Source organism: Spirochaetia bacterium 38H-sp, from assembly GCA_039023545.1.
Taxonomy (GTDB): domain Bacteria; phylum Spirochaetota; class Spirochaetia; order Winmispirales; family Winmispiraceae; genus Rarispira; species Rarispira pelagica.
The window spans coordinates 1-25,574 of sequence record JBCHKQ010000004.1; the positions used below are offsets into that span (position 1 = coordinate 1).

At 40.1% G+C, this 25,574-nt stretch carries 23 protein-coding genes; 5 read left to right on the plus strand and 18 right to left on the minus strand.

Annotated features, from left to right (window positions below):
• Positions 1-267: 267 nt before the first annotated feature.
• Entirely contained in the window at positions 268-972 is a 705-nt protein-coding gene (locus WKV44_08195) for a polyphenol oxidase family protein (protein MEM5948523.1), read from the minus strand.
• A 173-nt stretch (positions 973-1,145) separates the two neighbouring features.
• On the opposite strand from WKV44_08195, the gene trmB reads away from it, so the two are divergent.
• From trmB to WKV44_08210, 3 genes are all read left to right on the plus strand, one after another.
• Entirely contained in the window at positions 1,146-1,823 is a 678-nt protein-coding gene (trmB, locus tag WKV44_08200) for a tRNA (guanosine(46)-N7)-methyltransferase TrmB (GenBank protein ID MEM5948524.1), read from the plus strand.
• Positions 1,824-1,922: 99 nt separating this feature from the next.
• Positions 1,923-3,284 carry a citrate/2-methylcitrate synthase gene (locus tag WKV44_08205; protein ID MEM5948525.1) on the plus strand — a complete coding sequence of 454 codons (1,362 nt, stop codon included), beginning with the start codon at positions 1,923-1,925 and terminating at the stop codon, positions 3,282-3,284.
• A gap of 400 nt (positions 3,285-3,684) precedes the next feature.
• Positions 3,685-4,959 carry a glycosyltransferase family 4 protein gene (locus tag WKV44_08210; protein ID MEM5948526.1) on the plus strand — a complete coding sequence of 425 codons (1,275 nt, stop codon included), beginning with the start codon at positions 3,685-3,687 and terminating at the stop codon, positions 4,957-4,959.
• Between the two features lie 84 nt (positions 4,960-5,043).
• Here the strand turns inward: WKV44_08210 and WKV44_08215 are convergent, their stop codons facing one another.
• From WKV44_08215 to WKV44_08295, 17 genes are all read right to left on the minus strand, one after another.
• Positions 5,044-6,795, minus strand: coding sequence for a sugar phosphorylase (locus WKV44_08215; GenBank protein ID MEM5948527.1), 1,752 nt, complete (start codon positions 6,793-6,795; stop codon positions 5,044-5,046).
• Positions 6,796-6,867: 72 nt separating this feature from the next.
• On the minus strand, positions 6,868-7,908 hold the full coding sequence (locus tag WKV44_08220) for a LacI family DNA-binding transcriptional regulator (GenBank protein ID MEM5948528.1): 1,041 nt from the start codon (positions 7,906-7,908) through the stop codon (positions 6,868-6,870).
• Between the two features lie 2 nt (positions 7,909-7,910).
• Positions 7,911-9,245 (minus strand): glycoside hydrolase family 30 beta sandwich domain-containing protein, encoded by a 1,335-nt coding sequence (locus WKV44_08225; protein ID MEM5948529.1) that lies wholly within the window; start codon positions 9,243-9,245, stop codon positions 7,911-7,913.
• Positions 9,246-9,320: 75 nt separating this feature from the next.
• Positions 9,321-10,361: a carbohydrate ABC transporter permease gene (locus WKV44_08230; protein ID MEM5948530.1), complete on the minus strand. Its 1,041-nt coding sequence runs from the start codon at positions 10,359-10,361 to the stop codon at positions 9,321-9,323.
• Positions 10,358-11,290, minus strand: coding sequence for a sugar ABC transporter permease (locus WKV44_08235; protein ID MEM5948531.1), 933 nt, complete (start codon positions 11,288-11,290; stop codon positions 10,358-10,360). Before WKV44_08235 ends, WKV44_08230 begins: the two co-directional genes overlap by 4 nt.
• Positions 11,291-11,357: 67 nt before the next feature.
• Complete coding sequence (locus WKV44_08240) at positions 11,358-12,707, minus strand: extracellular solute-binding protein (GenBank protein ID MEM5948532.1); 1,350 nt, start codon at positions 12,705-12,707, stop codon at positions 11,358-11,360.
• A gap of 288 nt (positions 12,708-12,995) precedes the next feature.
• Positions 12,996-14,612: a hypothetical protein gene (locus WKV44_08245; GenBank protein MEM5948533.1), complete on the minus strand. Its 1,617-nt coding sequence runs from the start codon at positions 14,610-14,612 to the stop codon at positions 12,996-12,998.
• Positions 14,609-15,019: a transcription antitermination factor NusB gene (gene nusB, locus WKV44_08250; GenBank protein MEM5948534.1), complete on the minus strand. Its 411-nt coding sequence runs from the start codon at positions 15,017-15,019 to the stop codon at positions 14,609-14,611. Before nusB ends, WKV44_08245 begins: the two co-directional genes overlap by 4 nt.
• Before the next feature lie 10 nt (positions 15,020-15,029).
• Entirely contained in the window at positions 15,030-16,064 is a 1,035-nt protein-coding gene (locus tag WKV44_08255; protein ID MEM5948535.1) for a peptidylprolyl isomerase, read from the minus strand.
• A complete protein-coding gene (locus WKV44_08260; GenBank protein MEM5948536.1) occupies positions 16,061-16,894 on the minus strand; it encodes a DnaJ domain-containing protein in 834 nt (277 codons plus the stop codon). Before WKV44_08260 ends, WKV44_08255 begins: the two co-directional genes overlap by 4 nt.
• Positions 16,875-17,300 carry a hypothetical protein gene (locus WKV44_08265; protein MEM5948537.1) on the minus strand — a complete coding sequence of 142 codons (426 nt, stop codon included), beginning with the start codon at positions 17,298-17,300 and terminating at the stop codon, positions 16,875-16,877. Before WKV44_08265 ends, WKV44_08260 begins: the two co-directional genes overlap by 20 nt.
• A 217-nt stretch (positions 17,301-17,517) precedes the next feature.
• Complete coding sequence (locus WKV44_08270; GenBank protein ID MEM5948538.1) at positions 17,518-19,509, minus strand: tetratricopeptide repeat protein; 1,992 nt, start codon at positions 19,507-19,509, stop codon at positions 17,518-17,520.
• Between the two features lie 4 nt (positions 19,510-19,513).
• A complete protein-coding gene (locus WKV44_08275; GenBank protein ID MEM5948539.1) occupies positions 19,514-20,323 on the minus strand; it encodes a hemolysin family protein in 810 nt (269 codons plus the stop codon).
• Positions 20,310-20,795, minus strand: a complete 486-nt coding sequence (gene ybeY / locus WKV44_08280; protein ID MEM5948540.1) for an rRNA maturation RNase YbeY — start codon at positions 20,793-20,795, stop codon at positions 20,310-20,312. Before ybeY ends, WKV44_08275 begins: the two co-directional genes overlap by 14 nt.
• Positions 20,785-22,956, minus strand: coding sequence for an HDIG domain-containing metalloprotein (locus WKV44_08285; protein MEM5948541.1), 2,172 nt, complete (start codon positions 22,954-22,956; stop codon positions 20,785-20,787). The genes ybeY and WKV44_08285 overlap by 11 nt, the downstream gene beginning before the upstream one ends.
• Positions 22,940-23,899 carry a PhoH family protein gene (locus WKV44_08290; protein ID MEM5948542.1) on the minus strand — a complete coding sequence of 320 codons (960 nt, stop codon included), beginning with the start codon at positions 23,897-23,899 and terminating at the stop codon, positions 22,940-22,942. Before WKV44_08290 ends, WKV44_08285 begins: the two co-directional genes overlap by 17 nt.
• 157 nt (positions 23,900-24,056) lie before the next feature.
• Positions 24,057-24,653, minus strand: coding sequence for a DUF2269 family protein (locus tag WKV44_08295; GenBank protein ID MEM5948543.1), 597 nt, complete (start codon positions 24,651-24,653; stop codon positions 24,057-24,059).
• 56 nt (positions 24,654-24,709) lie between these two features.
• On the opposite strand from WKV44_08295, the gene WKV44_08300 reads away from it, so the two are divergent.
• Together WKV44_08300 and WKV44_08305 are read left to right on the plus strand one after the other, a co-directional pair.
• Complete coding sequence (locus WKV44_08300) at positions 24,710-24,910, plus strand: hypothetical protein (protein ID MEM5948544.1); 201 nt, start codon at positions 24,710-24,712, stop codon at positions 24,908-24,910.
• Positions 24,876-25,571, plus strand: a complete 696-nt coding sequence (locus tag WKV44_08305) for a hypothetical protein (GenBank protein ID MEM5948545.1) — start codon at positions 24,876-24,878, stop codon at positions 25,569-25,571. Before WKV44_08300 ends, WKV44_08305 begins: the two co-directional genes overlap by 35 nt.
• Positions 25,572-25,574 lie beyond the last annotated feature (3 nt).

Consider the following 25,574-nt stretch of genomic DNA (forward strand, 5'->3'; position numbering starts at 1 on the left):
TCCACTCTTTCTTTGCCCGCAAAAGCGCCCAGCTAGTCATATATCCTCCAATTCTCTTGTTTTACACACAATCAAGAACACAAAGAGTCCTGTGATAATAACAATATTTTAATATATCTTCAAATACCAAAGCAGGATTTTTTGCATAAAAATACATTATACCGAACGTCGTCCTCGCGCCACTCCGGGAAAATCACGATAAAAAAGCGCTCGGACTCCTGCCTGCGGCATATAAAAGCAAAAATAAGAAGCACACTGTATCTACTATTAAGCTCTCCCGCATAAAGCAAGCATATGAGTAAAATCCGGACCTTCTCTCCTGTAAGAACCGAATCTCATATCGCAACAGGTACAAGCATCCACAGTGTAGACAGTAAGACCACGCTCTTCCAGAAGACTTCTGTTGGCAGCAGCAAGGTCAAGATAAAAACCATCTTCTCTTTCTACAACAGCCTCCTCGCCAAAGTCTGCGGCAAAGCTCCATGCCCTCTCCGTATCAACTTCGTAACAGCAGGAACGAATAGATGGCCCCAGCACTGCCACCTTTTTACCGTCTCCCAGAGAATCAGCAAGGATTCCTGCAATACCTGTTCCCTTCCAGCCAGAATGCACAATTCCCCATGCAGTCCCGTCCTCTCTAAAAATCCATACTGGCATACAGTCCGCAACAGTAACCCCGCATACCAAGGATGCATCCGTACAAAAAAGACCATCCGCACTGGGCTCCCTTCCGGGGAAAAAAGAAGAGGCATCGACAATTTCCTTTCCGTGAACTTGCCTCACACAGCGCAAACTTAAGATGTCCATACCGCGCTTTCTAAGCCATAATGCTCTCTTATCTGTAAAAGAAGCGCTTTTTCCCATATCTCCTGCCGAATAAAGCGACATGAGACCATAAAAATTCCTCATGGAATCATAAGAAAACGAAAAACTCATAAAATCGTCAAAAAACTCAACACAAAAACCATGCATAACATAAAGATTACATCACAGCATTATAAAACAATCAATCGCAGTCCTCTTATCCCAGATTTTATATGCTGTTTTCTGCCGAAGGCAGCAGTGTCCGATAAGGGGCACTGCGTTCGGTATAAATAATCAGGTTATTGTTGCAAGAGATAGAAAAAAGGCATAACATGTCCGACATGGAAAAGAAAAAATACTCTCATATCAGAACATATGTACACAGACAGACAAGGCTTACCAGCGGACAGCGTCATGCTCTTGATAAGCTCTTTCCTCTTTATTCTGTAGATATAAGCAAAAAAAGGCCGGTTATGCAGCTTTTTCCCCATAGTTTTGACAGATATGTGCTTGAGATTGGTTTTGGCATGGGGGATGCGACTCTTTTTATTGCAGAGCATAATCCAGATACTGCTTATCTAGGGATAGAGGTACATCCCAATGGTGTCGGGAGAGTTGTAGGGTCCATACATAAGAAGGGGCTTGATAATCTCAGGGTCATCAAGGAGGATGCTATTGTTGCTCTCTCAGAGGGGATAGAAACGCAGGCTTTTGACGGTGTGCATATCTTTTTCCCTGATCCGTGGCCCAAAAAAAGGCATCATAAAAGAAGGCTAATACAGAGGAGTTTTTTGGATTTTATAGCGGATTATATAAAATCAGAAGGATATCTGTATGTTGTAACGGATTGGCATAATTATGCCTTGCAGATTCTAAATGAATGCTCATCCCATCCTGCTTTTTACAATCCTTGGGGGGGCTTTGCTCCAAGGCAAGTATGGCGACCTGTAACAAAATACGAGTCAAAGGGTCACAAGCAGCATCATCCAATATGGGAAACATACGTAATAAAACGATAAAAATATAATTAATGTATTTTTATGCAAAAAAACAGTAAAATAATTGATTATTTATACAAAAACATGCTATTATAACGCAACAATATACAGGAGTAACATATGAGCAGCAAAAAAAACATGGCGGATTTTCTGGAGACCACAACGGAGTTGGCAAGAGAGAACAACACTATAGATGCATCTCTCTATAGCAAGTTTAATGTAAAACGGGGACTCAGAAATGAGGACGGCAGCGGTGTACTGGTAGGACTCACCGAGATAGGAGAAGTCCATGGTTACGTCATGGACGAGGGAGAGCCCACTCCTGTTCCCGGAAGGCTCCTGTACCGGGGAATACCCATAGAAAACATTGTAAAGGGTTTTCAGGCAGATGGTAGAAGCGGTTTTGAAGAAACTGCTTTTCTTCTTCTTTTTGGCAAGCTGCCTACAAAAAGAGAACTGGATGATTTTTCCTCTATTCTTGCAGAAAACAGGGAATTGCCCGGAGATTTTACAGAGAGTACAATACTTAAGAATCCGAGTCCGGATATAATGAACAAGCTTTCTCGCTCTGTTCTTACTCTATATTCCTTTGATCCCAATCCGGAAGATGTTTCTATAAAAAATGTGCTAAGACAGTCCATAGAGTTAATTGCACGTTTCCCTGTTCTTGTGGCATACGGCTATCAGGCAAAACAGCACTATTACAATGGTAAAAGCCTGTACATACATCCTCCTCAGGAAGAGCTCTCAACTGCAGAAAACTTTCTTGCTATGATAAGACCTGATAAGCAGTTTACCCAGACAGAGGCTGAGATTCTGGATCTCTCGTTTGTGCTGCATGCTGAACACGGCGGGGGTAACAACTCAAGTTTCACGGTACATGTTGTATCCTCTGCAGACACAGATACATACTCAGTAATAGCAGCTGCAATAGGCTCTCTTAAGGGTGCAAAGCACGGGGGAGCTAATATCAAGGTTATATCCATGATGGAGGATATAAAAAACAATGTAAAAGACTGGTCTGACAGAAAACAGGTAGAAGACTATATAGCAAAAATACTCAAAAAAGAAGCGTTTGACAGGTCTGGGCTTGTATACGGTATGGGACATGCTGTCTACACGATATCCGATCCCAGAGCCATACTTCTCAAGGAAAAAGCAGCAGAATTAGCAAAAGAAACCAACAATCAGGAAGAGTTTGAGCTGTACAACACAATTGCAGAGATAACACCCGGGTTATTTGCGGATATAAAGAAATCTAACAAGGTAATAAGTCCCAATGTTGATTTTTACTCTGGTTTTGTATACAAGATGCTAAGGATTCCCACAGAGCTTTATACTCCTTTGTTTGCAATAGCACGTATAGCTGGCTGGTCTGCACACAGGCTTGAGGAAATAATAAGCGGAGGAAGAATCATAAGGCCTGCTTACAAGAGTGTGGTTGGCAAAAAAGAATATATACCACTCAAGGATAGAAAATAAAATTACAGCGGGGAAAACACCCCGCTGTTTTTATAAGTGCTCATATCCAAGGCCTTGTCCATACATCTTTACTATTGCAGTTTTTGCATTTTTCTTAAGGTATATCAGCCAATAAAATTATAAAATCTGTAAATCATCCGTATAACATGAGCCTGATTATCCAAAATAAAAGACAAGCTAATTGGTAAAATAATATCAATCAAATTTCTCTTGGTAATCAGATTATAGGATTTATATAATTTTTTTATCTTTTATCTTTTTCTCCGATTCCGTGCTTTTTTGCGCCAAAGGCAGTTTTATATCGCCCTACTTTTTATTTTTCTGTAGTGTGGCGATATAAAACGTTCGGTTTCGTTTGATTTTTATTTCTTTATAAAAAATAATATAGTTGGAGGCAAAAATGTCATTAAAAATAGGTTTTATTTCTTTTCGTATATCAGGAACTGATGGCGTTTCTCTTGAGACAAAAAAATGGGCAGATGTTTTGGAGCGTATGGGAGCGGAGTGCTTCTATATGGCGGGACAGCTGGACACGCCAAAAGAGCGTTCTTTTGTCGCAGAAGAAGCACATTTTCAAACTCAGGATGCCAAGGCTCTTTATTACAGGTGTTTTTACCAATCAGTGCGAGATCCAGAAACGACGCGGATGATTCATGAGCGAAGAGCCGTCTTAAAAAAAAGACTTTACCAATTTGTAGAGAAGTTTGACCTTGATTTGCTTATTCCGCAGAATATTTTGGCGATTCCGCTCAATATTCCGTTAGCTCTGGCCTTTACAGAATTTGTGGCAGAGACTGGTTTTAAGGTCATTGCACATCACCATGACTTCTTCTGGGAAAGAAAGCGCTTTTTGCATAACTGCGTATGGGACTATCTCAACTCCGCATATCCGCCCCACCTTGCAAGTATACACCATGTAGTAATAAACAGCTCAGCCCAAAATCAGCTTGGGCTAAGAACAGGCATCTCTTCTACTCTTATCCCCAATGTTATGGAGTTTGAAAAGCCCCCTGAGCCTGTGGATGAGTATGCAAAAGATGTTCGTGAGGCATTGGGAGTAAGAGACGACGAGCTTTTTATACTCCAGCCAACCCGTGTTGTCCAGAGAAAGGGAATAGAACACGCCATAGAGTTTGTTGCACGGTTAGGCATGCCTGCCAAGCTTGTGATATCACACGCATCCGGCGACGAAGGGCACGAATACGAGCAGCGTGTCCGTGACTATGCAAAGCTACTTGGTGTGGATGCCATATTTGGCAGTGACATTATAGGAGAAACACGTGGCAGGACACCTGACGGCAGGAAAATATATTCTCTTAGCGATATATATCCCCATGCAAACCTTGTTACATACCCATCTATTTTTGAAGGCTTTGGCAACGCATTCCTTGAAGCAATCTACTTTAAAAAACCTATCCTTATTAACAATTATTCCATATACAGCCATGACATAAGACCCAAGGGCTTTAAGTGTCTAGAAATGGATGAGTTTATCTCAGGAGATACGATAGATACGGCAAGAGAACTACTTGCCAGACCAGACATCCAAGAAGAATGGGCAGAAACCAACTATAAACTTGCCAGGCAATTCTACTCTTATACCGTTCTTAGAACCAAACTTACAGCAATACTTGTAAGCCAGTTTGGCTATACAGACTTAAGCCTCTGCCAATAAAATCCACCAACTATCAAAAACCGAACGCAGGCTGCTACGCAGCCTGCGTTTTATACAGAACAAAAAGAAAAACACTATAAAACTCTAGCCATTATCAGGAACAAGCCACAAAACATCATAAGGCTCAACACCTATGGACAATTTATCAGTCCCCTCTGTAAACGGTAAAATCCTATCGCCTGATATAAGCTCCCTAAGCACTTTAAACTCGCTATCACCAAAAACAGACTTATCAAAAACAAACTCAATCTCTCTATTATCAGAACTTATAAGACACAAGACCCTATCCTTCCCATCTGGACTTATTCTAAGAACCGCAAGCATAGAAGAAGGCGCTTCCAAAATATTCTGAGTTCCCTTTGGATCAAAGGCTGAGCTGCTTGTTCTAGCCTTAAGCATAGCAAGATAAGAATCAAGAACAAGACGCCTGAGAGAATCCGGATCAGAAAGTTCCTCCACTAACTCTCTCAAAACAAACTTCTGCCTGTTTATTGTGCGATTCATACCTGTTTCCTCAACCCCTTCTCTCCAGTTCTGAGAACCAAGCAAGCTGTGGACATATATCCCGGGCATCCCCACCAAAGTAAGCAAAATAGCCTGCGAAGCTATAAACTTTCTGGCACGTGTTGCTGTATCAAGATGTTCTTCTGCAACAGCACTAAGATAATTAATATTAAGCTCATAGGGAACATCCCCCTGAGGAGTACTCTTATATGATACAAGGCCGCCTCTTTCTTTAACAATTTCTATCATATTATCTATATATTCGTCAGGTAAAATTCCCCTTGCAGGCAGCACACCAATGCCATCATGAGACGCAAGAAAATTAAAATAGCTTACCCTACCTCCGTAGGTATCTATTGTTTTTGCCCAAGAAGCAAGATAGGACATATCCCGCCTTATAAAAGCATCCAAAACCAGAGGAGGAAGAGCAAACTGATACACAAGCTGTGCCTCATCAAGGTCTTCTCCAAAGTAAGAAATATTTTCTTTATGAGGCACATTTGTTTCTGTAATAATAAGAACCCAAGGACAAACCTCTTCGCACACAGCTCTAAAAAGCTTAACCACAGCATGAGTCTTGGGATGATGAAGACAACTGGTACCAAGTTCCTTCCAGAGATAAGCAATTGCATCCAGACGTATAATCTGTGCACCGTTTTTTACATAAAACAAAAAGATATCTATCATCTCAAGAAGAACAGCCGGATTCGCATAATTAAGGTCCACCTGATCCCGACTAAAAGTAGTCCAAACCAGCTTCTTTCCCCAAGAAGTATCAAACTCATGGACAAGAGGCAGAGCCCTGGGACGAAAAACAGAAGAAAGATCTGCACCAGGCTCAACCGTGATAAAATAGTCTCTATATTTAAGATCTCCATCCAAAAAAGCCTTAAACCAAGTGCTTTTTGTAGAACAATGGTTGAGAACAAGGTCAACCATAAGCCTATGCTTTCTTGCTATTTCCTTTACATCATCCCAAGATCCCCAGTCCGGATTAACCTGTCTGTAATCAATAATAGAAAAACCATCATCGGAAGAATATGGAAAAAAAGGAAGGATATGGACACCCTTAATAGCATCATCAGTATAATCCTCTAGAAACTTATCCAAAAGTCTTATATAAGGAGCAAAATCACCCCTAAACTGATCTCCATATGTAATCAAAACAGCATCTGTATTATCCAGAGGAAGAGAATCTAAAGCACTAAAGTCATCTGGCGGAATAATCTCCTTCTTATACTTATCAATAATAATAGAAAGCTGTTTAAAAACATCCTGATAAGAATCCTCGTAAATAAAAGCAATCAAATTCTTTATTTTTGATTGGGACATAATAACTCCTTTATCGGACTTTATTTAATCATAGTAGGGAGATACATCATAATCAAGATTAACATCAAAAAATCAGTTTAAGGAAACTGGCGGAGGCGCGACAGTATCACCATCCACAGGATAGACAGGGAAAATACAAGTTTCTCTGGGAAAATTGGGATTCTCTATATGCCTGTTAATAATTTCCGCGGCCCTTTTACCCATCTCTACAAGAGGCTGCTCATTACTTGCAATAGTAGGATTAAACAAAAACTCCTTAATCAAACCGTCAAAACCAATAATAGAAACATCCTCCGGCACTCTAAGCCCAATATCCTTTACAGCATGCAAAGCCCCAAGAGCAATCCTGTCCGTTGCACAAAAAAGTGCAGTAAGAGGCCTGTCAAGCATTTCAAAACGCTCCCTGACTGCTTTGTAAACAGACACCTCCTCAAACCTAGATCTCATTATCCACTTTTCGGAATCATCCATAGAGAGAAGCTCCCTCATAGCTCTCTTATAACCATTTTCTCTATCCTGAATATTGGAGTTGTACATCTCAGGAATAAGACCTACAAAACCTATTCTCTCATGGCCAAGAGAAACAAGTCGTTTTACAGAATCATACCCGGCTCTCTCGTTATCAGTATCTACCCAACTTATAGAATGATCATCAGGCCTGTCACCTATAACAACACAAGGAATGCTATAGCGCTGAATCTCTCTATGTACTTCTTCTGGCATGCTCTGCATGCCTATATAAATAAGTCCATCCACTTTCTTCTGTTTGTAAGGTCTTAGATAATCAAAATCAGGGTCATCAGTGGCAAAAGGGGAAAAAAGCATATCTTTTTTATATTTTCTACACCCCAACTCAATTCCCCTTATAAGACCAAGAAGATAAACATTGCCAAAACCATCACCAAACCTGACAGGGGTCATAACACCTATGGTATCTGTACGCCCTCTATTAAGAGCCTTACCGGCAAAACTGGGAGAGTAACCCAGCTGCTTTATAGCATCCTCAACCCTTTTTCTAGTCTCTTCACTTACATAACCATTATTGTTTATTACTCTGGAAACAGTCATAAAAGAGACACCAGCAAGCTTTGCAACATCCTTTTGAGTAGGCACGCTCACTCCTTTTTTATCCTGTAGGTCATTATTGTCTTGTTTTTTACGCAAGTATCAAGTTTATTATGCCCTATATTGAGAACGAGGGCAACATCTTCTTTGGTACTATTTAGAATAACTACAGTAATGGTACCATCATTATTGTCAAGCGCGCAGGCATAGATACCATCATTTTCTGTTGTCAAACTACAACCCAAGACCGTAGCCTTATCATTTATAAACTTGCTAAAATGAGCAATGGCATAATAAGAGGGCTGCATATAAAAAGAAGATTTGTCGATATCAACAAGCACTGGAGAATCACAATAATTACCAACATGATTAGGACCACCCTGCATATCCAAAGCAGCATTCCAGTCTATCCATACCTCTACACCGCTATTGATATCACCAATAATATCTCTTGCATATCGTTCTGCGACATACCAATCTCCCGGACGAGCTCCTCCTTCTATACAACCCTCAGTAAAAACAAGCATCTTATCGGGAAATTTTTCTCGTACATATTTTACATTCTCAAAGTGATTCACAGAATACCAGTGATAAGCAAAACCTGATATGTATTCGGCAGCCCCTTCTACAGACATACTCTCTTCTGCACGCTCCCTTAGCCTGTCACGATTATGATCCCAGATAAATATCCTGACATCATCAAAACCATTGTTCTTTAGTGCAGGGCCAAGAAAATCTCTTACAAAGACAGCCTCTTCTTCCGCAGTATATATACAGGACTCCCAAGTTTGCACAGCCTCGGGCTCATTTTGCACGCTAACAGCCCATGTATCTATGCCATGTTGCTTAAGTGATTCTATAAAACGCACAAAATACATAGCCCAGGTCTCTCTGTACTCAGGAAGTAGTTTACCACCATGACACATATCTCGGTTGGTTTTCATCCATGCTGGAGGACTCCAGGGACTCAGAAATAATCGCAAATCAGGATAAGAAGCAAAAACATCCAAAATCAGGGGAAGTTGAAACTTTTCCATCGGCTCAAGCGAAAAACTCAAAAGAGATGTATCCCCTTCTTTTTCCAAACACGACCAGGAAGACAGAGAAAAATCACAACTAGAAATATGAGTTCTGACAAAAGACAAACCAAGACCTTTTTCCTTATTAAAATAAGAATCAATTACTTTTTTCCTATCTTCATACGATAAAAAGGACAACACATATGCTGCAGCCTCTGTAAGAGCAGTACCAAAACCCAAAAAGACTTGTCTTTTATCGGACAAATCTACTTTTAGACTAGCATTTATCCTGCAATCACATATTGGATTTTCTATCTTATCAAAATAAGAACCATATGAGCTTTTTACTATATCCAGAACCTTCATAACAACTCCTTATAAAAAATTAAGGGGAGCTGCACTCCCCTTTATTTATCACAAAAACAAACCTTATTAAAGAGGTTATTTAAAGACCCCCGTATCTATAAGCTTCTCCATAAAAACTTTCTGTGCAAAAACAAATATTACAAGAGGTATAATGCTTGCAATAATTGTAGCAGTCTGGATAAGGTTTGGCTGACTCGTATACTGATTGTTAAAGACAGTGAGACCTATGGAAATAGGATACAAATCCGCATTACCTGCAAGATAGATTAGAGGACCAAAAAAATCGTTCCAGGCAAAGAAAAAATGGAATAGAGACACAGCAACTATAGCAGAAGTAGCCTGAGGAGCAATAATCTGAAAAAGCGTCCTTACCGGTCCTGCTCCATCTATCCTTGCAGCCTCATCCATTTCTCTGGGAATACCCATAAGAAACTGGCGCAAAAGAAAGACATTGTATGCATTGGAGAAAAAAGTTGGGATAATAACAGGAAGCCAAGTTCCTACCCAGCCCATAAAATAGAACATAGTATATGTGGGGATAGAAGTAACAGCAGAAGGCAGAATGATAGTAGAAATAAGAACCATAAACAGAATATTCTTACCTGGAAAACTAAACCTTGCAAAACCATATGCTACAATCAAAGAAGAAAGAACCATTGCAAAAGTAGTTATAACTGCATACATTGCAGTATTTCTCAAGAGTATGGGGAATTTTGTAGCATCCCACGCTTTTTTAAAGTTTTCCCACTGTGGATAAACAGCCCATACATTATCCAGCCCTCTCCAATTGCCTTCCCACTCTATTTCTCCGGCATTTGGATTATCCGGATCCATAAAGACAGATTTTTGTCTCCCTTTCTTAACCATTGCAAGGATCTTTTCCTGCCCGTTTATTGGAACCTTGTATAGCTTATAATCTTTACCGTTATACGTCCATGTTTTGGGAGCAAGAGGAAGTACACTCACTTTACCCATGGCAATCTGATCCAAAGTCTTTAAAGACATAGACATACCATATGCAAGAGGTAAAAGGAATACAGAAAGAAGAAGTAGAATAGCCAATGTAAAAGCAATTTTTTTCGCATAACGCATAACAAGCACATTATCAGCAATCATTTATCACCTCCCGCATAATAGACCCAATGCCGTGCTGTTTTAAAAAGAAGAGCAGTAAAAAACAATCCAAGAAAGAATATAAGCCACGCGATAACCGCACCATACCCCATATTAAAATAGGTAAAAGCCTGACGGAAAAAATAAACCATAGGAAAGTTAGTAAGACCATCAGGAAAACCACTGCCCAGATTGATAACATAAGGCACAAGAAAGTACTGCATAAGCCCTATTACACCAATTACCAAGTTATAGAAAACGACAGGAGTAATCATAGGCAAGGTTATCCTAAAAAGGCTATGCCATCCTCCAGCACCATCTATTTCAGCAGCCTCATACAATTCAACTGGTATTCCCTGAAGCCCAGCAAGGAAAACAATTATAGTATTACCCAAGCCCCACAAACCTATAATAGTATACGTAACATATATAAGATGTGGATTAGCAAGCCATCTAATACCATCAGAACCCGTAGCATCGACATTAAATATTTTCTCTATCAGCAAATTAATCCAGCCCGTATTCTCGTTGAGAACACCCTGCCATATTATTACTGATGCAACTAAAGGAATGATAGAAGGAAGATAAAAAAATGTTCTAAAAAATCTCTTACCTAGCAAATATCTACTATTTAGCATAAGCGCCACAGAAAGAGCAAACAACATACTGATAGGCATATTTATAACAGAAAACAAAAGAATACGTCCAACAGAAGCAAGAACCTCCTTATCTTCAAAAAGAGCCCTTTTCCAATTTTTTAGACCTGCAAAAGAAATCTTGCTTACATCGGACAAAGAAAAATCCAAAAAAGTAAAAATAAAAGAAACAATTATCGGAAGCAAATAAAAAATAAAAAAACCTATAAGCCACGGAGAAATAAACCTAAAACCCCACTTATGCTCCCATTTTTCCAAAGAATGTGCTTTTTGCATTATTGCCTCCTAGCTATCCTAGCTAAAGAAGGGAGGGGTACTCCCCTCCCTGAGAAACCATCATTACTTACTTGGATGCAGCCTTAAAAATACCATCAAGGTCATTCTCAAGAGATTCTACAGCAGCATCAAAATCAAGATCAGGCTTATTGCTAACCTCATCCCAAAACTGGTTATACCTCTGATTTGCCTCCTGGAAACTAGGCATCCAGCTCTCATGATTGGGATTATCCGGATACTTAATGCTCTCAACAATAGGACCGTAATCTATGTCAAAATCAGGGAACTTCTCAGTAAAAAACTTTGTAAGAAAAGTATCCTGTAGAGACTTTTTGGCAGGCATACCACCGTATACTGCAGCAAGCTGCTCTGCCTTATCGTCAACAAGATAAGTAAGCACCTTAAAGGCAGCATCAGGATTCTTGGTAGCCTTTGTAATAAGGAAAGTATCAGCATGCATCTTTGCAGTAGTCTTCCCCTTATAAGAAGGAACAGGGTAAGGATTCCATTTAAAAGGTAGCTGTGCAAAACCTGCATACCAAAGATGACAATGAACCATAGCAACACGACCAGAAGCAAAAAGATCTCCGTTCTTTAAAATATCACTATTAGCCTGCGGAGCTGTAGGAACAAAATGGTCTTTCCACATTGCATCGTAATACCACTTCCACCCTTCTTTCCACTGAGAAGGAATAGTTGCAGAACCATCCTTTGCAACAAAAGATCCAGGACCAAAGAGAGTACCTACCCCTCTTGCATCAGTCCATTGTATAGCAAACCCCCACTGGGCAATCTTCTCAGGATCAAAATCCGGACTGGTAGCATCATTACCGTTCTCATCTACAGTAAGCCTCATACCGAGCCATTTGATTGTATCAAAATTCCACTCGTGCTTTACTCCTTTATCATCCACATATGGCTCTCCATAATGTTTGGGAGGAAGCGGCAATCCAGCCTCTTCAAAAAGCTCCTCGTTGACATAGAGAAAAGATGGATAAATGGCAAAAGGAATACCAAGCAATCCCTCATCAGGATCCCTGTAGAAATCAATCATAGAAGAATCGTACATTGACAAATCAAAACCATTCTTCTTTACAAGAGGCTCAAGATCCAGCCAAGACCCCTTAAAACTATCTCGTCCTCTTATACCGACAGGACCTACAACATCAGGCGCATTACCACCGCTAAACTGAGTAGCGAGAGTCTGATAAGCCTGAGCATTGGGAACGACCTCAAGAACGAGCTTAAAATCATTGTTCTTCTCATTAAATTCGTCAACAATAGCCTGTTGAGCCTTAATAGTGGGCTCATCAGAACCGGCACCTAGACCGACAAACCATCTCACCTCATTCTTGGGACCGGAACAGCCAGTAAAGAACAAGGCTACAAACAAAACCGCAAGAAAAGCTTTCTTCATAGGATAACCTCCTGAAATAGGTTTTCGATAACATGTGTTATCGAAAACAGAATATACCACATAATCACTCTTGTCAAGAAAAACTTTAACACTTGTAAAATAAGAACATAGTAGTAAGATTCAATTTGACAGACAATAATATGTTAAACAGTACAAAATAACATACCGAACGCGCGTAATGCCAAGCATTACGCGCTGCCTACGGCAGAAAACAACAGAGAAAAAAGACATTTAAATAAAACTAAAGAAAATACAGATTTACAAAAAATATAAGAAAAACATCTTCCACTACTTTTCAAACTTACGAAGAAGTATTATTGCATCAAAATTATCCGGCTGCAAAGCCAACGCCCTGTCTAACAATTCTCGCGCCGTAGCCTCATCTCCAGAACAAAGACTTAGCCATGCCCTTAAAACCATAAATCTACTTAGAGAAGCTTTATCCGATATATCAGCAGATTCTCTGGAAACATAAGCAAGAGCCTCCTTATACCTCCTATCCAAGCCCATAAGCAGAGCAAGATTATACACAGCCTCAGACCTGTACAAAGAAGTATTCCAGTCATATTCCTGTAAAACTCTTATAGCATCTTTTATTTTTCCCTCGTGAGAAAAAAGCACTGTTGTAAAAAGCACATACCAATCCCTCTCCACAAAAGCAGCACGACTTTTCTCAAGAAGCAGAGAAAGCTCATCCCACATTTTATGACTTGTGAAAAACCATGCAGAATACTTGATAAGCCTCTCATCATGGGGATACCTCCTTACAAGCTCCCACAAACGAGAACGTACAGCATCCTGCCCCATAGACTGCGATGCAAAAACATTGAGCAGAAGAGCAGGAAAAGCATTATCCCCGTACTTTGCTGCAAGCTCCTGAGCAGCGTTCTCCTTACCCGTAATGAGCATGAGCCTTATCTTATCTGATACAAGATCTATGCTTTCTCCGTAACGCAGAAAAGCATCATCCAAAACAGCCTCAGCTTTATCATAATCTCCTATACTATCATAATAATGGATAAGATTATGATACGGAAGATAAGAGTACTCAGGCACAATATTTATAACATGCTCATACAGCCTTACCCCCTGCAGGGGCTGCCCAGACAGAAAAAAAGAATCAGCTACCATAAGCAATCTTTCGGGAGAAGGCACAGTAAGAAAAGAATCCGAATGCTCTATCACCTCAGAATATGCACCGACATCATAAAGAAGATAAACCATAAGAGCTGATGCCAGATTATTACCACTAACAGAAGACAAAACAGAAAGGGCCTTTGTCATTTCCCCTCTTCTTAACATAAGAAGAACGGACATCATATACATGCCGGCATCATCATACCTATGGGCAATATCAAGATACACATCAGGATCGGACAAAAAAGGCAATAAGCCAGAAAACTTCTCTACATAAGCAAGAGAAAAAGCAGAAGGAGAAGAACGCACCATATCCTTCCACAAATGCAATAAGACGGATCTTCCAGCATAAGAAGAAAGATATGGCCTAGCAATCTCAAATGCTTTTCTCACATATCCTTCTCTTCTATATCCCTCTATAAGGAAAAGTCTTATACCCAGATTTCCGGGAAAAAAAGACAAAGCCTCTGCACCCAGCTCTGTAAGAACATCATAAGAACCAGAAAGCTCCCCCAGCAAAAAGGCCCTCTTCTCAACTCTAAGCCAATCTTCTGCCGTAAAAATGCTATCCTTATCTATGTTAATAAGAAGAGACTTTGCAAGGGGAACATTCTTTAAAGAAATAGCTACATCACATTTTTTTAAATACTCATCGAGTGCGGCTTTTTTTTTTGCTCTGGAGCTGTCAGTCCATACCCACAAAACAAAGATAAAAGAAACAATAAGAGCAAACAAAAAAAAGACTATAGCCGCAAGACGTTTTTTCATTCCCTATTGATTTCCTTTACAAGTGCATCCAGTATACCATTGACAAATCTGTAAGAATCCTTTCCTGAGAACTCCTTAGCTATCTCAAGAGCCTCATCTATTACGACACGCGGAGGAATATCTTTAAGAAACATAAGCTGATACACACTCATCCGGAGGATTGCTCTGTCAGCAAAAGCGATTCTATCAAAATCCCATTTTTCAAGATGATCGGCTATCATATCGTCAATATCATCTATGTTTTCAATCGTGCCGGAAACAATAAGCCGTGCAAAATCACAAGCCTCCGCAGGCGGTTTTTTATCCGCCCACGGAAACGTAAAAAGAATATCCACATCAGTATTGGATGCATCCCAAGCATACAAAGCCTGAAAAGCAAGTATTCTGCCTTTTCTCCGCAACCCCATATTATAAGCTCTACCAGTTAAGATTATTATCGTACACAGATACAGTGGCCTTATCCCTGAGTTCCTTTACAAGGTCCTCTATGGCTTTCTTATATGCAGCCTGCTTTCTCTGCAAGATAATTGCATTTTTTACATTATCGTACACTTTTTGCCCAGAACCAGGTATAACATCATTCAGTCCAAGCAGCTTGGGATCACTGTGAGTTTTCACAACTACTATATGATATCCTACTTCAGACTCTATCACATCGCTCACAGTATTGACCTTGATAGAGAAAACCTTATCAAAAAAGCTCTGCCCCAGAAGATTTATTCTCTGTGCATCGGTGCGAAACAAAGTTCCCACATTACCCTTGTTATAACGAGAATTTTGATCATCAGAATACTTCTCTACAGAGTCTTCAAATTTTTTAACACTGTTTCCTATTTCTTTTTTGATATCGACAGCTCTGTTATAAGCCTTCTTTTTCGCCTCATCGGATAGTCCCCTTGTATCAATAAAAATATGAGAATATTCTATGCTTTCCGGAACAGTAAATTTCTGAATATTCTGGTTATACATAGTATTTATCTCATCATTTGTAGGCATATCAACAGAGTTTATCTGCTGTCCCTTAACCTGCATAATATACTTCTCGGATATAAGCTGTCTCCTTATCTTGGAAACAAATTCATCCCAACTCATACCCAGCTGCTGTGCAATAAGTTGTTTAAACTGCTCGTCTGGGATATTAGCTCCAAGCTGAGCCTTATAGGAATCTACAGCTTTCTTAACATCATCGTCACTTACCGTAACATAAGCATTCTCCGCAGCCTGAGCAATGAGAACCTCACCAATCCTTGCATCAAGCATCTTTTTCTTTTCATCAAGACTCAACTTTCTCTTAAGCTGTGACTCAAGAAGTTCAACATCCTCTTTAAACTGTTTCTGAGTTACAACCTCTGTCTTATACAGCTTAATCCGTGCTACTGGAGCATCAAGGACCTGTGCTGACAAAATAGAAGCGGAAACTAGTAAAAAAGCAATAACCTTTGCATATTTCATGCCGGTTCCTCCTGTAATAACTTTCTCTGTAATCTCGAAAAACCCGAAAGATTACCGTTTAAAGCAGAAGCCCGTTTAAGATAATAACGTGCAACCGCCGTATTATCAGTCTTTATGGCAAAATCTGCCATACGCTTACAAAACAAAAACTCATCCCTGTCGGAAAGACAACCCAGAGACAAGAGCTCTTCAATATACATCATAGCAAGTTCAATATCCATATCAGACTGAGTTATAAGCATCTTCTTTAGTCTCAAAATAACCTCATCAAAAAAATGTCTAAAATAAGGCTTCTGCTTCTCCATAGCAGAAAGGCGGAGTAGATGGTTGACAGCCTCGGCCGGCTCTGCTCTTTTCTCATAAGCCTCAGCTATAAGAAAAAGGCAGTCCATGGCATCTTCCCTGTCCAGATATGCCTCAACGGAAAACCCATCCATTCTCAAAGATTCATAAAGACCTATAGCATCATCATCTCTATCATGCAAAAGGTCAAAGAAAACCAGCTTAGCCTGACTCTCCAGATCATCCCGACGATTCTGTAAAAACTCACGGTAATCAAAAACATAAGTCTTCTTTCTTCTAAAAACAGCAAGATGCCTGTCATACTCCTCACGCTTGTAAGGGTCTGAGAGCACCTCATAAGCCATAAGAAGCCTGCGCATAGCATCCAGGTCATCATCCGTAGGGTTGGACATGGTATCTGGGTGCATATCCTTTGCTTTGCGTCTAAAAGCTTTCTTTATATCTGACAGAGAAGCATCCTGTTCTATTCCAAGAAGTTCATAATAACTTTCAAACATCTCTCTACCATTAAGAAATATTGCTGCCACCTATATGCAGACTCTTGCCTATATAAGCCGCCTCCTCAGCAGAAGAAACAATGCCAGAATTTTTTATATATAGCCCCTCATGCTCCATCGCAGACATAACCGCAAGCAACGCCTTGGAAGCAAAACTTCTCTTGGGCACAAAAGCAAAACACCTCTTACCTGCAATATGGCCGCAGGAAGAAAGAAACTTCTTAAGCTTATCAGAAACCTTGGGCTTAAAAAAACCGGAAGTAGCAGCACCCAGTACGATATAATTATAAGACGTCAATTTTTTCTCGTAATCCGTCTCAATATCAATCACATCAGCAATATGTCCCTGCTCACCAAGCCCTCTGGAAAATCCCTGAGCAATATCAAGAAACTTCTCTTTTGCACCACCTGCAAAAAAAACAACAGCCACTCTCATAAGTTACCTCCAAGTTATGATACCCTGTTTTTTTATAACATTCAATATAAACAAAAATTACAAAAAAAATTAAATTTATACCGAACGTAGTCCCTGCGCGTCACAGAGCAAAATAAATAATAGCGCAGGGACTCCTGCCTTCGGCATAACCTTCCCGGCTAGTGCCAGAGGCAGCATTTTGACGCTGATGCGTCAAAATGCGTTCGGTTTATTGTTTTTATTTTCCTGCAAGAAAAGATATTATCTTATCAAGAACTGTTCCAGAATCCTCCGAGAGCACAGCAGCTTTTTTCTCCTGCCCTTGCTCAGAAACAGGTTTTGCGATCAGCATATCGCCTTTGTTAACCATATCAAATATGGAGGAAATCGTAAGCTGCCCCTCTGAGACTATATCACTTAATGCAGTGATTTTTACTGTACCAAGAATATCGCTCTCTTTGTAATTGTACTTGCCGCTTGCAGGATCTATTGTAACCTTCTCGGGGTCAAGAACTATAAACTCAGTATCGACTTCGAGGCCGCTTGACGCTCCAGCATTGATGAGCACTTTGTCAAATTTTCTCTCAGCGATTGTTGCATAAAACGGCAATGCACCTATGAGCTCTTCTCCAAGCCGAGTTACGGCAGAAAAGACACGGTCGTTTCCAGATTTTCTTATGTCAAACTGTGCTACAAGACGTCCACTTTGTGCATGGTAGAGTTTATAGGCAAGAGAAAAAAAACGCTCTGTTTCATTAGCTTCTATAAGCGCAAAGAAAGCTACACCTTGTGCGCGGGCTGACTCAAAAGCTTTTTCCCAATCGTAATATATTGCATTATCAGCGATAAGATTGATGCGTCTATCCTGCTGACAGGTAAAAGAAAGGGCATCCATAACAGCTGGACCTGCAAAGGGATGTGTGGTAAAGATAGAGTTTTCCGATAGTGCAACAAAAACAGAAACAGAGGGCGGCTCTATAGTAAATATATCACTGCTCCAACGGGAGGAAACATCGTCGGACAACGTTATATCTGCTACCTCCTTTAGGTCTGCAACCTCTTTGCTGTATCCTAACGACAGAAGAAAATTAAGTCTGTCAGCATAACGGTTTAAAAATCCCCTTTCTCGGAGCATAACAGCAAAATCAAGGTTAGCATCTATATCAACAGGAAAAAGTCTAAGTCCGTATCTATATTGCATAAAAGCCTTATCGCTAAGAAATTTTTCTTTATAGGCTTTTGCAGAAGAAAAATGATAATCTGCAAGGCGTTTTCTAAGCTCATCTTTTATATCAAGGCTCTCTGTTGCAAGCATCTCAAGATAGAACCTTGCAAGCTCATCATCAGGTTTTATCTCAACAAGCCTTGACAACGACCTTATTGCAGATTTTTTATCTCCTTTTTTTGCCTTTGCCATTGCATCAAGATACCATGTTGATGGGCTGTCCGGAGACATCCCTATAAGCTCGGAGATAGTCTTAATTGCATCATCATAGTTTTTTCTCGCAATCTGCGCGGTTGCAAGAAAGACAAGAGCTTGCTGAGACTTGTTATCTATGCTTAGAGCATCTCTTGCATGATCTTCCAGATTCTTCCAGTCTTTTCTCTTAGCTGCATACTCTGCCGCAAGAAGATATATATCCACATCAAGAGGATATAATCGGAGCGCTGCATCAAGATATTTTTTTGCACTCTCGTAATCTCCGCTATAATCATATAGTATTGCAAGCGATGCAAGAACCCCCCTATGCTCAGGGAATATTCTCAAAGCATCCTGATAACGCATGAGAGCATAAGAAAAATCCCCCTTTGCTATCGAGAGCTCAGCTTCTGCAAGAAGTGCCTCTGGATTCTTGGGTTCAAGACGCTTGACCTTCTCTATAAGAGAAGCCGCCTCATCAAGCTTCCCTAAAAGCATCATGATACGCGCATTAAGCAGAAGAAACGGAACCGAAAAAGGATTTATATCCCGTGCTTTAGAAGCATAGAACAATGCTGTTTTATAGTCTCTTAAAGCAACATAGCAGTCAGCAAGACCCGCATAAGCATCCGCATAAAAACGATTCTGCTCTATTGCCTTCTTATAATCTGTTATAGCCGCATAATAATCTTCTTTTACATAGTGAGCATACGCAGAAGAAAAAAACTCGGGGGCAGACAAAGCATTCTGAGAAAAAACTCTTATGGTAAGAATAAATAGCATCAATAATGTGGCCTTTTTTGCCCCCACAGACTCACTCCTTATCGGAAACTCTCTCGCCTTTCTTATAATCTTCCGGCAGAACAATTTTGACCCTTTTTATCTTATGGCCTTCTACATCCTGTACAATAAATATTATACCATTATATTCTACCTTCTCATACCTTACCGGTATCTTCCCCAAAAGTTCAAAAACAAAACCGCCAAGAGTATCTATGTCAGGGCTGTCAATCTCAATACCAATTGCATCCTCCAACTCTTCCAGATTGATTCTTCCATCACAGAGGAAGGTTCTGCTATCAAGCTCTACAAACTCTTCCTCCTCATTATCAAACTCATCCAATATATCTCCTACTATTTCCTCAATTATGTCCTCAAGACACACTATACCGGAGACTCCACCGTACTCATCCACAGCAATAGCAATATGAACCCGTTTTTTCTTCATCTCGCGCAAAAGAGCATCAAGCCTCTTACTGTCCGGTATAAAATATGGAGCTCTTATGATTTTCTTGAGATCTATATCCTGTTTTTTTACAAGCATTCTCAGGACATCTTTAACATACAGGATACCAACCACATTATCTATTGTGTTTTCAAATACAGGAACGCGCGAATGCCCACAATCCGCAAGGACCTCCAAGATTTCATCCAGGGGAGTAGAAAGATCTATAAACACAACATCTATCCTGGGAACCATCACCTCTTTTACAGTCGTTTCAGACAGCTCCTCAATACCCTTTATCATATCCTGTTTCTGCTTTTCCGCTTCCGTATTTTCCATTGTAGCGGAATACTTTTTCTTAAAAAAAGGCCAAAAAGAATGTTTACTACCTGATTTCAAATTCAAACTCCTCCCTAACGCAGGACAATATTTTTTCCTGTAAGACAAGCATATCTTCTACAGGCTCATTGGTTTTGTGGTCCATACCTGCAAGATGCAAAATTCCATGAACAATAACCCTCTCCATTTCTTCCCAAGGAGGGACAGAAAATGTCTCAGCATTCCTCATAACTGCAAAAGGAGATATTACAAGGTCCCCCTCAATACAGGTTGTAGGCTCAGAAAGAGGCGCTTCTACATTACCAGAGGGAAAAGACAGAACATCCGTTGCATAATCCTTATTTCTGTAAGTTTTATTGAGTTCCCTTATAAAAGTATCGGAAGAAAACACAAGGGACATAGAGCACTCTTCTATATTTAAACGGTCCAAAACAGAGAGGACAAAAGCTATAAGAGACTCCCCCCACTTCTGTGGAACCATATCCTGCCAGACGAGAACTATGTCGGGCTTTAAAGAATCGTCACTTTCCATCCGGATACTCTATCCTCTTATGATAATTGGCAGCAAGAAATCTTACAAATACTTTTTCTATAGTCGCAATATCCTTCATAGTCAGAGGAGAATTATCAAGCTGACCGGATTTCATCTTTTCCATAATGAGAGAGTGTACACGTTTTTCCAAAGCCGGCAAAGATGGCTTTGCCAAAGCCCGTACACCTGCTTCCACCGTATCGGCAAGCATTACCACTGCGGCTTCTTTTGATGCCGGCCTGTCCCCGGAATACGAAAAATCCTCCTCCAGTACAGAGCTGCCATTTTTTTTTGCTTCTTCGTAAAAAAAACGGATAACAGCATCACCATGATGCTGAGCTATTATATCCACAACAGCACGAGGGAAACCCATCTTAAGAGCCATCTCAACCCCGCGTCTGGCATGCGCCTTTATCACCGCACTGGAAAGAGAGGGATTAAGATCATCGTGCTTATTGGATTTTGTCTGGTTTTCTACAAAGTATTCCGGCTGTTCTATCTTTCCTATATCGTGATAATAGGCACCTACCCTAGCAAGGAGGCCATTAGCACCTATTGCTTCACATGCAGCCTCAGAAAGCTGGGCAACCATAAGACTATGGCTGTATGTGCCAGGAGCTGCACTCAACATACGCTTAAGAACAGGCGTATTGATATCAGAAAGCTCAAGAAGTCTAAACCTTGTAGGCGCATTTAACACGTGTTCTGCAACAGGCAAAATCATAACAACAAGCATACCAGAAAAAAATATATTGGCGGAAGCAAGGAAAAGAGAATTAAGTACAGAATCTCCGCCAGATGAAATAATAAGCATAATAGCAGCAAGAGGAATAACAGATAGAATAACATAAAGGGTAGCCTTGAGGAGATCTATGCGGGAACGAACATTGTTTACAAGAATAAAAGAAAAAAGACCGCAAAAAAGGATAAAAAGAAAAGAAACCATTTCAAAATCCATAACAGGAAGAAAGAACAGAGAAGAAGCTAAAACCAATCTTAATCCAGCTTCCCTGTCAAAGAAAACAGACATAAAAAATCCCATTATAGAAAGAGGAATAAAGAAACCAATATTGGAAACAGAATCTGAAAAGAAACTATAAGCCAAAAATGTAATGACAAGAACAATCAAAACCAATATATATAGAAGATAAATATAAGAATCCTCACACTTAAGGCCGGTACCAAAACCGGAAAAAATAAGTAGATAAGCAGAAAACCCAACAAAAACAAGGAACAGAGATTCCCAGAAAAAACTATGATTCTGAGGAAGGGCGGAAGCAGTCTCAAGAAGTCTCAGAGTATCCACCTGTTTCTGAGAAAGAACAAACCCCTTTCTGACAATCACATCTCCTTTTTTAAACTCCTTAACAACAGGCTCTACAGATTTTAAGACAGAATCCTTTTTCTGAGAGGTAAGAGAGGCATCAAAAAAAACAGTAGGCTGGAGAAACCTGGAAGCAACAATCCTGAGACCTTCCAGCCCCATATCACCAAGAGAATATCTTTTTGCAAGAGAAATAAGATACTCATCTATGTTTTCTATTGTAAGCATATCGGAAAACGCTACGGTTTTTGCATCGCCATCACTGGCTCTGAGTTCCAGAACACCAGAGTAACCCATGCTGTCCCTATCCGCAGGCAGATTTAGATAACCACTATTAAGAACTCTATTTACAAGCACATCAACAGCCTTAAGCCATCCGGCCTTTGTAGAAGCAGAAAAAACAGGCTTAAATTCTTCCTCAGAAAAAAGCCTGGGAAGAGCAGTCTGCATTTTTAAAAAAGCCGCATCAAAACTCATAGAAGGAATAGACTCAAAAACAGCACGCAAAGCATTGTATCGTGTACGCAACTCGTCGGTTACTGTCTTGTCTTCCACAAAAACAGGAGGAACAAGCTTGTCCGTGGCACTGAGCTTAAGATCAGTTGCCTCCCTGTCCAAGACAGATACATCCCTATCAAGAACAACATCCCTATCCGCGACCTTACCAGCCTCAAAGCTATCATAAGATGGCCTGTCAAGAATCTTAACAATCCGTAGACCACCCAACTGAACAAGAACAAGCACAAAATATAAAAACACAAAAAAAAGCTCTCGTGCATGCTTTTTAAAAAAAGAAAAAATAAAATAAAAATAAAAAGGACTAGACTTCTCTTTCATAAGCCTCGATTATCTTCTTTACAAGAGGATGACGCACAACATCATCACGGGAAAAATAACAAAAACAAATTTCATCTATACCAGATAAAATTTTCTCCGCATGGACCAATCCTGAGCGGGAAACATCAGGCAAATCCACCTGAGTAACATCACCCGTGATAACAGCACGAGAATTCTGCCCAAGCCTGGTAAGGAACATCTTCATCTGTTCTTTTGTGGTATTCTGAGCCTCATCCAGAATAATAAAGCTGTTATCCAGGCTCCTGCCCCTCATATACGCGAGAGGGATAATCTCCACCATTCTTTGCTCCTCAAGTCTCTGATAAGCCTCAGGAGAAATAAGAGCATCTATGGCATCATAGAGAGGTTTAAGATACGGATTGATTTTCTGCGCAAGATCTCCTGGTAAAAATCCCAGCCTCTCTCCCGCCTCAACAACAGGCCTTGTCAAAACCAGTTTTCTTATGCGCCGTGCCATAAGCTCCTCTAAAGCCATGGCAACAGCAAGAAAAGTTTTGCCCGTACCTGCAGGTCCTATAGAAAAAACCATAGGATAACGCCTGACAGCCTCAAGATAAACAGCCTGAGAATAGGACTTAGGGAAAACCCTAGACTTGGAGCCTGGAATAGCAACAGAAACATTTTTGAGAATAGAAAGCTCTCTGCCATTAAAAGCAGAATCAAAAAGAGACTCAATAAAATGCCTACCCGGCAAATGCCCGCGTTTTATATGGTAAATAAGCTCATCCACAACACGCTTAAAAACATCAACCTTAAACTCATCATTGGAAAAAACAATAAGCTCGTTTCCCCTGCACCGCACAGGCTCGCCCAGAAGGGATTCAAAGAGCACAAGATTACGATCCTGCGGACCGCAAAGCGCAGAAAGAACATCCCCACTGGAAACAACAACAGAATGACCATTAGACGCATCGGTAACCATTAACAAAAATACTAGTGCCAACAGCCAATACCGTCAAGATAGAAAAAAGCCCATACTACAATAAAATTTATACCGAACGGGCTTATACGCAAAAAAGTCAAAAAAATAGGAAAAATGCGTATAAGCCCTGCCTGCGGCATACAGGCAAAGAAAGCTGTCAAAACCAATCCATAACAGAAGGAAAATCAGGCTTGTAAATCATAAGCACAAAGACAATAAAAAGAGGCAACACGCCAGAAAGAGAAATAAAGAGCCTCCTTTTAAGAAGATTCATAAAATCAGGAGGAATATCAGCGATAGAAGAAGAAAGTCTCTCTAGACCGTCCCTTATCTTATATTGGGAAGGAATATCGCTCACAATCCATACAAGACCAGAAAAAATAAAAAGTAAAAAAGAAAGAGAAAGCCAGCCAGAACTCCATATACCTCCATTACCATAGCCAAGAAGAATACCTGAACTTACGGCAAGAATTATCATTGGAGAAGAAAAATGCGCATCCAGCCAAGTAACAGTTTTATAAGTATGCACAATTACTTCTTTATTTTTGGAAGAAAGGCTTCTCGCTTCCCAAAAGATACCCACAACAGCATTGACAAAAAAAAGCATGACTGTAAGAACATGTAAAAAAAGAATATGATTATAATATGCAGGAGTAAGCATTATATTCTCAAGAAAATCTGGAAAAAGAATAGCTGCAAAAATCATAAGTCCCATAAAACCCAAAGCTACAAACAACACTATCCTAGTATTCATAAGCCTCTCCAAATAATAAAATTGCTGATATTTATTTTATTAATTATACTAAGACTATGACAACCAAGAAAGCAATTATTATTATCATACCAGCAATAGTGTTGGTATTTTTCTTGACTGTAAAAAACGCAACAAAAACTCTTCCATGGCCTGATGCTCCGCTCTACCCTCAGCTTATGGAGTATAAACCTCTGCAACTTAATATGGATGAAAAAAAAAATAATGGAACTAATAGAAGGTCATTATGCACACTATGATGTGGTGTCGTATGAAGACCTGACAACTCCATTGCCTATGAGGACGTTTATAGTCTCTTATGGATTCACAGACTTTTACATAAAAGATGACAAACTGTATCAGAAAGACAGATTTATCCATGCAAAACAGATTCTCAATCAGCATTTCACCACTTCCCAAATGTCGGATCTTTCAACAAGTGCAATTGAATCCAAAGAAACAGAAGTAAAACTAAGATATACGGATGGGAAATGGATTATATACAGACCTGCAACTCCAACATTGATAGGAATTGACAGAGATCCGGAGCTACCATTGCCTGCAGTTAAGGACGGTCTTATATTTACAGATCCAGATAATGATGGCAAGCCAGGAGTAACAGTAGCGCTCAACATATCCGGTCTTATAAAAGCTGAGATATATATAGCGAGAAGAGAGATATTTCAGTATTATATAACAGTATACTCCCGGGATTTTCTTTCAGGTTATGTCAATGACTTGTCAGAGCAGATTATAATAGGTGCTTCCCATACTTTCCTCGCAGTTCCGTCAAACAACACTCAGCATCCCGACCCTAGCATGAACCCTATTATTTTAAGACGAGTAAGCAAGTCTATTGATACATGGGAAGAGCTCCAGGCTGTAAGAGACGAGCTTTTTCCGCCGGAACCGGCTTTTTAATAA